This window comes from Streptomyces sp. NPDC111802, assembly GCF_055634335.1.
Genome location: NZ_JBVKCZ010000097.1, coordinates 1 through 10,515, shown reverse-complemented (window position 1 = coordinate 10,515; position 10,515 = coordinate 1). Strand labels below are relative to the sequence as shown.

General features: G+C 66.6%; 5 protein-coding genes and 2 pseudogenes. 4 read left to right on the top strand and 3 right to left on the bottom strand.

Annotation, left to right across the window (positions count from 1 at the left end; all coding sequences use genetic code 11):
* The 4 genes and pseudogenes from ACZ7NC_RS43050 to ACZ7NC_RS43035 form a co-directional block, all read left to right on the top strand.
* A pseudogene (locus ACZ7NC_RS43050) lies at positions 1-270 on the top strand (ISAzo13 family transposase); the annotation flags it as partial.
* A gap of 269 nt (positions 271-539) precedes the next feature.
* A complete protein-coding gene (locus ACZ7NC_RS43045; RefSeq protein ID WP_471497395.1) occupies positions 540-3,689 on the top strand; it encodes a squalene/phytoene synthase family protein in 3,150 nt (1,049 codons plus the stop codon).
* 71 nt (positions 3,690-3,760) lie between these two features.
* Complete coding sequence (locus ACZ7NC_RS43040) at positions 3,761-5,023, top strand: FAD-dependent monooxygenase (RefSeq protein ID WP_471497393.1); 1,263 nt, start codon at positions 3,761-3,763, stop codon at positions 5,021-5,023.
* Positions 5,020-6,555 (top strand): MFS transporter, encoded by a 1,536-nt coding sequence (locus tag ACZ7NC_RS43035; RefSeq protein WP_471497391.1) that lies wholly within the window; start codon positions 5,020-5,022, stop codon positions 6,553-6,555. Before ACZ7NC_RS43040 ends, ACZ7NC_RS43035 begins: the two co-directional genes overlap by 4 nt.
* A gap of 37 nt (positions 6,556-6,592) precedes the next feature.
* Here the strand turns inward: ACZ7NC_RS43035 and ACZ7NC_RS43030 are convergent.
* From ACZ7NC_RS43030 to ACZ7NC_RS43020, 3 genes and pseudogenes are all read right to left on the bottom strand, one after another.
* A pseudogene (locus tag ACZ7NC_RS43030) lies at positions 6,593-7,054 on the bottom strand (transposase); the annotation flags it as partial.
* A gap of 114 nt (positions 7,055-7,168) precedes the next feature.
* On the bottom strand, positions 7,169-9,139 hold the full coding sequence (locus tag ACZ7NC_RS43025; protein ID WP_471497389.1) for a hypothetical protein: 1,971 nt from the start codon (positions 9,137-9,139) through the stop codon (positions 7,169-7,171).
* Positions 9,140-9,245: 106 nt separating this feature from the next.
* Positions 9,246-10,169: an SDR family NAD(P)-dependent oxidoreductase gene (locus ACZ7NC_RS43020; protein WP_471497386.1), complete on the bottom strand. Its 924-nt coding sequence runs from the start codon at positions 10,167-10,169 to the stop codon at positions 9,246-9,248.
* Between the last annotated feature and the right edge of the window lie 346 nt (positions 10,170-10,515).

The window sequence follows — 10,515 nt, the reverse complement described above, 5'->3', positions numbered from 1 at the left end:
CGCGTTGCCGCTCGTGCTCTGCGGGCCAAGTTCGATCAGATCCTGCCGCACCTCGATGAGCGCCGCCGTCGGTTGTACCTGGCCAGTGAGGCGACAGCCCTCGGCCGCGGCGGGATCGTCCGGGTCGCCGCCGCCTCCGGCACCAGCACTGCAACCATCGCGCGAGGCATGGCCGAGTTGGCCGGTTGCCCCTCACCGACCCCGCGGGTCCGGGCTCCAGGTGCGGGCCGCAAGCGGCTGACAGACACCGACCCTGGTCTGTCCCCCGCACGGCAGTTGCGCCAAGTCGGCCGGTAGGACAACCACCCGGTCAAAAGGATCTGTAGTGACCGGACGATATTCAACGCGTGCACGCACGAGCGTGGTCACGCTGCTTCCATGTGGCGCCATCAGGTGGCGCAATGTTCACCTGACGGGTTCGCAGAAATCCTCAGCCTACAGACAGACCGGTGGCTGAGTGCACTGAGGCCGGAAATTCTAGGATCCATCTCGCCATTTGCTTCAAGCTCGCCTAGAAATTAAACCCACCGAGGGCTGGGATGACCGCCAAATACACGCGACGGCTTACTGCTTCCCCTGGATGGATCAGCGGGAAAAGCGACTGGTCTCCACAAGACGCCTCGGCGTTTATCCAGGATATGTTGCCTAAGACATCGCGGACCTTTGCGTTGAACATCCCGTTGTTGCCGCAGCCCTTGGACGGCATCGTCGCAATGGCGTATTTGTTGTGTCGAGTAGCCGACACCATCGAGGACGAAGCTGATATCCAGGCGGATGCCCGAGCCGGCCTGCTCGAGGAGTTCGGTGCGCTGGTAGCCCTGCCGCCGGACTGGCGGAAGTCGGCGGAAACATTTACCGACCGGGCCATCGCCCTGCTTGCCGGGGGCGCATCACCTGATCAGGAGCGGTTGGTCGCAGGTAGTCCGCTGCTGCTGGGCGATCTGGCCGGTCGGCCCCGCCCCGTGCGCGAGCTTGTTCGCATCTGCGTGCAGGACATGACGGCCGGCATGGCGGGCACATTGCGGCGTCGGGAGTCGCTGCGTGACCGGCCGTTGGCGCCGAAGGACCTGGACGAGGTTCTCGACTACTGCGATATCGTCGCGGGCACTGTCGGCCAGATGCTCACCGGCCTGTTCGCCTGGCATTCCGCGGGCGTGGCCGCGGTGCTTCCCGAATTGGAGCCCAGGGCTGCGGCGTTCGGTCGGTCTTTGCAGATGACCAACATCATCAAGGACGTACGCGCTGACTCAGCTGGGGGCCGATGGTGGCTGCCCACCAGCGTGCTCGCCGACTGCGGTATCGATGCCCCGGAGCAGTTGTGGGATCCTGCCCGGGCTGGCCGCAGCCGCGGCGCGCTGAGGCGCATGATCGCCGCGGCGCAGCGGGAGATCACCGAGGCCGTGGCCTATATCGAGGCATTGCCCGTGGCCGACACTGCTATCCGCCGGTTCTGCGTGGCACCCCTGCTGCTGGCGGTGCTGACCCTGCGAAAGCAGTGGGAGACCGGTGAGGCGTTCGGTGCCGTCCCGGTCAAGATCAGCCGTGGAGCGGTCCAGGCTGCCCTGTTGGCCACGCGCGCCGGCGCGGTCCGTCCCGCCGCGTTGAGCGCGCTGTTCGCCGCGCTCCGCCAGCCGCTACCTGGGCCGCTGCCCCCGCCCGAAACGCCGGAAGCGTTGCCGGTGACCGGCTCGGACCGGACGATCGATCAGGCCATCGAGGCTGCCGTGGCGCGGCTGGCCGCGACGCAGTCGCCGTCCGGCTCCTGGCACGAGGACTACGGCAACGTCCCGCCGTTCCTCTCCCTGTACGTCATCACCTGCTACGTCGTCGGCGTGATGCCCGACGAGCAGACGGGCGCCCGCATGGAGTACTACTTCCGAACCCATCAAAACCCCGACGGTGGATGGGGTATGGACACCGAATCGCACAGCCAGGTTTTGGCGTCCGTGCTGGCCTACACAGCGCTGCGCCTGCTCGGAGCATCCGCCAGCGACTCGTGTCTGGAGCGAGGCCGCGCGTGGTTCCTCGCGCACGGAGGGGCGCTGGCCGCTCCGCAATGGGCAAAGATCTTTCTGGCTGTGCTGGGAGTCTACGACTGGAAAGGGCTGTACCCGTTCGTTCCCGAGCTGTGGCTTCTGCCCCCCAAACTGCGCGTTCATCCCAGCCGGATGTGGGCCTTCACGCGTCAGGTATTCCTGGCCGCGAGCTGGCTGTACGCACGGCGAGCCGTTACAAACGATGACGCGCTGCTGCAGGAACTGCGAAGCGAGCTCTATCCTCTCCCGTACGACCACATCAATTGGTTCAAAGCCCGCGGCCAGATCGCCGCCACGGATGCCTATCAGCCCCGGTCCTGGCTCCTCAAAGCCGTGTTCGCCGCCTGCTCGATCTACGAGGCCCGCCCGGCAGATAAGCTGCGTGGCAGGGCGATGGACACCGTGCTCGACTACATCGACCACGAAAACCGCTGCTCCAACTACGTGGGCCACGGTCCGATCCCCAAGGTCTTCCACACCTTGGTCTGGCATTTCGCCCGGCCCGGCGGCGAGGAAGTCACTGCACACATCGCCCGCCTCCCTGACTACCTCTGGGATGCTGCCGACGGAACCAAAGTGCAGTGCTTCGACTCATGCGATTCCTGGAACACGGCCCTCGCTGTCCAGGCCCTGGCGCAATCCCATCACCCCAACTCCCGGCGAGCGCTCCAGGCGGCGGCCCGGTTCCTCGACCGCAACCAGCGACTCGCCGACATTCCCCACGCCGACCGCTACTTCCGCCACCCCGGTCGCGGAGGCTGGACGCTCTCGACTGCCGAGCAGGGATGGACGATCAGTGACGGCACGGCCGAAGCCCTCATGGCTGTCCTCATCCTGGACGACCTTGGTCTGGCCGATGAGTTCACTGCGGAACGCAGACTCGACGCAGTCGAATGTCTACTGTCTCTGCAAAACCCGGACGGCGGCTGGCCCGTATTCGAACCCTGCAGAGCACCCACGTGGCTGGAGAAGCTCAACTTCTCCGACACCTTCGACACACTCATCATCGACCACTCACACGTCGAACAGTCCGCTTCCTGCCTCACAGCGCTGCGCCGATACCAGGCACGGCATCCCCAATGGCTCTGCCCCGCACTCGACAGCGCGATCCGGCGCGGTGAAGAATTTCTCCTGCGCAAACAGCGCCCCGACGGATCGTGGGAAGGCATCTGGGGGGTCTGTTTCACCTACGGCACCTGGTTCGGGGTTCGGGGCCTGACCGGCTCCCAGGATCCGCATGCCGAGGCCGCCATAGACCGCGCCTGTGAATTCCTGCTCGCCCACCAGCGCGCCGACGGTGGCTGGGGGGAGACCATCGACGGCTGCCGTGCACGACGCTACATCCACGCCGGGACAAGTCAGGCGGCCATGACCTCCTGGGCGCTGCTTGCCCTCGTCGACGCCGGACGCGCCACTTCGCCCGCCGCCCACAGGGCGAGCGGCTTCCTCCGACGAGCCCAACTGGCCGACGGCGGCTGGCGGGACGACCACATGTCCGGCGCCTTCCTGCGAAGCACGGCCATGAACTACGACACGTACCAAAGACTCTTCCCCCTCTGGGCGCTGTCCTCATATGCGTATGCAGCCAGCCGCAAAGGCAATACAACGCCCCTCGGAAAACTGCCCGAGGCCCCGGCCAGGACAAGGCCATGAAGGTAGAAAGCCCTCGCAACTACACGTCAGCAGCAGGGCATCGCCTGTCTGGGACCGACGATGTTTTAGTCGTGGGGGCGGGACCGGGCGGCTGCGCCGCGGCACTCGCCTTCGCGGCCAACGGAGCAACCGTCCGGATCCTTGACCCCCAGCGGCCGCAGAAACGGGGGCTGGCCGGTGAGTGGCTCCATCCCGGCGGCGTGACAGCACTTGGCCGACTGGGAGTAGCCCTGAACGGCTCGGGGTTCCTGCACAACCACGGGTTCATCGTCCACCCTGGTGACGGCAGCCCGCCGATCGAACTCCCCTACCCGCACGGCACTGCAGTGAGCATGCTGCACTCAGTGCTCACGCAGACGCTCCGCAATGTCCTTACGACCCGGCCCCAGGTCATACTCGAAGGGCCGGACCGCGTGCTGGAAACGTTTGAGGACGGCACCGTACGCACCACTCAGCGGCTGCTGCACGCCAATCTGGTCGTAGGCGCCGACGGCCGCGCCTCCGTCGTCCGCCGCGCGCTCCGCACAGACGACGCACCCTCCACAGTGCTGTCCCACACAGCTGGGCTGCTACTGCCCGAAGCAACCCTGCCCACCGAGGGATACGCCCACGTCATCCTGGGAGCCCCAGGGCCGGTACTCGCCTATCGCGTCGCCTCCAACGCGATACGGGTGTGCCTGGACGTACCGCGTGATCACCCGCCTCCGCCCCAGGTGTACCATCACCTGCAGCAGGCGTACCTGCCCATACTTCCTGAGCCACTGCGAAGCGCCTGCCGCGCCGAGCTGGCAGCCAGGCGCATCAACTGGGCCGCCAACCGGTTCCGCCGACGCACCTTCTACGGCCACGGACACCGCGTGCTGGTCGGCGACGCAGTGGGACACACCCATCCGCTGTCCGCGCTCGGTATGACCATGGCGATACTCGACGGGGAATGCCTGGGCCGCCACGGCGAACCCGCCGCGTACGCCCGACAACGCCGCCAGCACTCCTGGCCAGCCGAACGACTGAGTGCCGCCGCGCACCGAGCCCTCACAGACGTCGACCCGGCCTCCCTCGCCATGCGTCGGGCGCTGTTCACCCTCTGGCGCGAACACCCCAACGAACGCGACCGCATGATGAACCTTCTCAGCGCCCAGGACGAGCACCGCCGCTCACTGGCCCGCCAGGTCTACCGCATCGCTCGGACAGCCCGCGGCCCCCTGCTCGAGCTCGGCTCATGGCTGTGCTGGCTCGCCGGACCCGACACCGGAGTACCTCCCACCCCGCGCCGGGCAGAACCAGAGCCGTCGCGGCCACGTCCTGGGCCCGCAGCGGGAGGTGCGCGGCAGTGACATCGGCCCTGGCCAAGTATCCGCGGGTGTCCCTAGCCACCTTGTCTACGGGGGTTTTCCTGGTCGGGCTGGACATGACAGTCCTGAACACGGCTCTGCCCAGCCTTCAAGCAGAAATGCGGCCGAGTCTGACGGAACTGCAGTGGATCGCTGACGCCTACACCCTCGTACTGGCCGGCAGCGTGCTGGCCGCAGGGACATGGGGGGACCGCTACGGCCGGCGCCGCGCTTACATGTACGGGCCGACTGTGTGCGGCGGCGGTTCGCTCTACGGCGCACTGGCAACTACCAGCGGGCAGGTGATCTGTGGCCGTCTTCTGATGGGCGCTGGGGCTGCTCTCCTCATGCCCTCCACGCTGTCCCTGCTTACCGTGATCTTCCCTCCCGGGCTCGAACGCCGCCGCGCCGTCGCTGTGTGGACGGGCGTGGCCAGTCTTGGCGGCTTGGCCGGGCCGTTGGTGGGCGGCCTGCTGATCGAGCACTTCTCCTGGCGGGCTGGGTTCTGGATCAGTCTCCCCGTTGTCGCCGCCGCCCTGATCGGGGCGTGGTGGGGGCTTCCGGAATACCGCAGCTCTCACCCCGGCCCGGCTCATCCCATAGCGATGGCCGCCGCCACGGCGGGCTTGAGCACGCTTGTGTGGGCAATCATCGAAGGGCCTGCCCGCGGCTGGACGGATCGATGGGTTCTGGCCGGCATCGCCGCCGCTACCCTCATCCTCACTGGGCTTGGCTACCAGCAAAGGCGCACGCAGGCGCCCGTGTTACCCCACGGCCTGCTGCACAATCGACGCTTCACAGCTGCGGCCACGGTGCTGGCTGGGATGTTCTTCGCCTTGTTCGGCTTCCTGTTCGTGGTCACCTTGTACTTGCAGCTCGTGCTGGGCTATTCGCCGGCCCAGGCCGGACTGAGGGTCCTTCCGCTGGCTGGAGCCGCCGCCGTCGGAGCCGCGTTGTCTCTGCCCGCCATGGCCCGCTGGGGCGCCAGGTCGGTCATGGTGAGTGGCATGCTGCTGGTCGCGGCCGGGTTCGGGGTGCTGGCTCGGATGCCACCCACCAGCGGGTACGGACACGTTCTGAGCTTCCAGCTGATCTCAGGGCTCGGGGCAGGCCTGGCCGCCGCCCCGGCCACGGAGACGGTCATGAACGCCATCCCCGCAGCGAGCGCCAGCACCGCAGCCGCCCTCAACGACCTGCTGCGCGAGGTCGGAGGCGCCCTGGGCATCGCGGCCCTCGGGTCCGCCCTCATCACCGCCCTGAACACTCATACCGGAGCGCAGTCCATGGGCGATCCCCTCCACGACCCGCTCCTGGGGACCACCCCCTCCCACCCCTTGCGTGCTCTCACGATCCGGGACGCCTTCAACCATGGCATGCACAGTGCCGCCTGGATCGCCGCCACTGTCTCCCTGGTCGCCGCCGCGACGGCTTGCTGGATCCCCACGACAGGCAGAGACACAGCCCATAGACCGCCCTGGCTGGCAGGTCCCACTCGTCTCACGCGGGGTTTGGGCCGGAAGGGCCCGAAAAGCTAACGCACCTGGCCCACATGCGGTGGTGACGGACCGTCCCGATCAAGTGGACGGCACACGTCTGTGTGATCGCCTGGGGCCAGACCGCCTCGATGGCCTCCGGGAGGCCCTTTAGGCCGTCGCATCCAACCATGCAGACGTCTTCAGTCCCACGAGTCTTGATCTCGGTCAGGACCTGCCCGCAGTTTCAGGTACACGCAGTCGATGGCAAGACCCGGTGCATCGGGTCGTGCGGACGGTTATGCCATTCATGCCGTCGATCACCTGGTCGGCGATCGCGAGGACGGTGGTCTTGGAGACCTCGGCGCCATAAACCTCGGCCAGGTGGGCGTACATCTCGCCGCGGGTCAGGCCGCAGGCGGACAGCGGCAGCACTATCTCCTCGACATCGGTCAGCCGACGCTGCCGTTCCCTGACAATCTGCGGCTCGAAGAAGCCCTCGCGGTCGCGGGGGCACTCCGATGGCGACCGGTCCGATCTCGGTGACCACCGTCGTCGAACGACTGCCTGGTTCGGGTGAGCCGGCTGATCAACTGGTCGTCCAAAGCGTCCGGCTGCCTCAGCCGACAGGGTCACAGAGCGACTCAAGCCCCCCCATTGCGGAGGATGCTTTTTCTTACATTTCTTGCGCGTTGGCTTCATAGCAACGTTCCCTCGTCTGACGGCAATACCGTGCTAAGGCCCAGGCAGGAAAGACCTCTTTGTAGAGGGAGTAGTCCAAGACCGCGGTGCGGAAGCAAGCCCCGCTCGGGGACTGCTGCGGCCAGCCTGTCCCTTTACCGTCCTTGCTGAGCTGGATGAGGAAGTGGATCCCTCGGGTGATAGCGGGATGGTCAGCTGGCAGGGCGCGCATCAGGGCAAGGAGGGCCCACGCTGTCATCGCTGACTGGCTCTGGTTGTGTTCGACATACTCTCTCTTGCGCACGCTGGAGTGGTGTTCGCCCCACCCGCCGCCGGGTTTCTGATGGGTGATGAGCCAGTGGGCCGCCCGGGAGATCGCCGGGTCGGAAGGATGGGTTCCGGCTTCAGCGAAGGCTTCCAGGGCAAAGAAAGTGCCGTAGGTGAAGTTGATGCCCCAAAAACCCTCGTAGCTGCCGTCGGCTCGCTGTTGGGTGCGGAGCCAGCCGAGCGCGCGTTTGACACCTCGATCGATGGCGGGCCCGGCAAGCTGCGGGCGGCAGGTGCGGTACCGCGTCAGAGCGACGATGCAGGAGGCAGTGCATTCGGTGTAGGACTTCTCGACGGTACAGTCCAGCTGGAGATCAGATGGGTTGAGCTTTTCCAAGAGGTCAGGGCCGCGCCGCCGTTCGTATGCGCCGAACCCGCCGTCGCGATTCTGCCGGGCGAGGATGAACGCGATGGCCTGGGACTCAGGCTCGGGGGCATACGGGAGCAGGGCGCTGAGCGCCTCGGCGGTGCAGTCCGAGACGGGCACGCGGTGCGTGCCTTCGGAAAAGCACCAGCCACCGCGGATGAAGTCGCGTGCGGTGTTGGTGCCGGCGGCGAGCTCGGCGCGCAGCTGTGCCGCGCGAAGCCACCGCCGGCCCGGCTCGATGGACCTCACCTCGACGGACTCGGAAGCTTCCTTGAGAGCGTGCAAGGCAAAGGTCGTGTCCCAGGACGCGGACGTGTTTCCGGCGAGGCGAAGGCCGCACTCGTCCTGCCACATCCATGCGCGCTGCGCATCGAGGACCGCGGCCGCGGTGTCCTTGTCACCAGCCGCGGCGAGGGCTACGGCGTCCAGGAGGGCTGACATGGGGGACGCTCCATGACCCTGCGAGGCGACGACTTCCTCCCGCACCCTGCTGAGCGTGTAGTCCAATGCTTTGCGCCGCAGTCGAAGCACAGGATGCCGCTCGTAGAGCCCCAGCAAGCGCTCAGCCAACCGGGACAGTGATGGAGGCGGGACGACGGCGTCCGGCGAATGCCTTCGGAACGCCGCGAAGTCGATGCTTCCGTACGGGCGGTCGTACAGTTCGATTCTTAGGTCAGCAGCTATATCACCCAGAGAAAACTGGAACTTCTGCCCATAGAGTCGGGACATAACAACCGTAATCTGGCGGGTGATACAGAAAAAACGATCCGGATGCAATGGCATGAGGCGCGGACTGAGGAACACCTCCGGTGGGATCGGGGGCAGCCCCTCGTACTCGTACAGCCCGAGAAGTGCAAGCCAGAACTTGCCCCATGCTGGTGTGCCCAATGCGGCTGCGGGCCGGGCCTGGATCCATCCTCGTGTCAGCGTGATCAGCGGCTCATGGGGCTGCTCCCCCAGCAGACGCAGCGCGACGTAGGCCAGTACGGTGCTGAAGACCTCGCCGTCGCCCTCTCTGTGAGCGGGCCAGGAGCCGTCGGGAAGGACAGCGCTGACCAGCCCCTTGACGGCATGTGCTCGTTCTTCCGGAGCCATGGGCCATGGGCCAACCACCCTGCGGGCGAGGATGTACTGGCACAGCAACCAGGTCCCCGTGTCCATCTCGCCTTCCCAGGAACCGTCTGAGTTCTGCAGGCTTTCGAGGTTGGCGACGGCTCGTTGCAGCGCTGAGACGATCTGCGGGTCAACCAATTTGGTGCACTCCTTCGTCAAGGTGGCCCCTTGTAAGGCAGTCCACCAGCCCGGTTTTCAGCGGTTGAGCAGATACTGCCGGTCGAGCTGGCCCGCGGAGCCCCAACCGGTGGGCGCGGGCGAGAGCTCAGACGGGATAGACGACGCCGGTCAGTTCCTCGGAGACAGCCCAGAGCCGGCGTTGGACGGCCCGGTCGTGGGACATCTTGCTGGACCTGATCGCCTTGGGGTGGCCGCGCAGTCCAGTAATGCCGTCCGGCCCGTAGAACTGGCCACCGCGGGCGTGTGGGTCGGTTGCGGCCCGCAGAGTCGGGAGGGCGCCGTCGGAGATGTCCTGTCCGACGAGAGGGGCGACGACTTTACCGAGGAGGCCCCGCACCAACGGGTGGGTGTTGCGCGTCAGGCCGGTGGCTGAACCGCCGGGATGTGCTGCCAGGGAGATGGTCGGGGTCGTGCCCTTGCAAGACAGGCGGTGCTGGAGGCCGTAGGCGAAGAGTAGGTTGGCGAGCTTGGACTGCCCGTACGCGCCAGTCCTACTGTAACTACGCTCCGATTGCAGGTCGTCGAAGTTGACGCAGGCGCCCAGCCGGTGAGCCACGCTGCTCACGGTGACGATGCGCGCACCCGGGGCGCGAAGGATGTGTCTGAGGAGGAGGCCGGTGAGGGCGAAGTGACCGAGGTGGTTGATGCCGAGCTGAAGCTCGAACCCGTCCTCGGTGGTGGACTTCGGTGTCCACATCACCCCAGCGTTGTTGATCAGCAGGTCGATGCGGTCGTGGCGGGAGCGCAGCTCGTCGGCCGCGATGCGGATCGAGTCGAGTGAGCCCAGGTCGAGCCGCTGTACGGTAACGGTCGCTCGCGGAGCCCTGGCGGCGATCCGGTCGGCGGCCTGGCGGCCCTTGTCGCCATTGCGCACCGCGAGGACGACGTGCGCGCCCCGCTCGGCGAGAGCCGCGGCGGTCTCGAACCCGAGACCGGTGTTGGCTCCTGTGATGACGACAGTACGACCACTCTGATCCGGAATATCGGATGCGCTCCACTTAATCATCATTTCATCGCTTCAACCGACGGTCGCTGCTATGTCGACTCCACACTCCGCGGGGGTGGGGGCGTTGTCGCGGTCCGGCGTACGGGCCGGGTGGACTCTGGGGCAGTGCAGGTGATGGCGATGTCCGGCGTGCGGATTCGACGCACCGTGACCGGGCCCTCGACTTCGAGGGGTGAAGATCTACCGGCCGCAGACCGACCCCGACCCGTCAGCATGTTGACAGCCATGAAGCAGAGTCGTGCCCCGCGCTGCACTCGGCCCGACGCAGAGCAGTACCTGGAGCAGCGGCTGACAAGGCAAACTCGTCCCGGCCCCTGATCGGGAGCCAGGTCGAGGTGTCCATCACTCA

Excerpts from the sequence above, each read along its gene's own strand:
- ACZ7NC_RS43020 (WP_471497386.1), bottom strand. The coding sequence starts at position 10,169 with ATGATGATTAAGTGGAGCGCATCCGATATTCCGGATCAGAGTGGTCGT.
- ACZ7NC_RS43045 (WP_471497395.1), top strand. The coding sequence starts at position 540 with ATGACCGCCAAATACACGCGACGGCTTACTGCTTCCCCTGGATGGATC.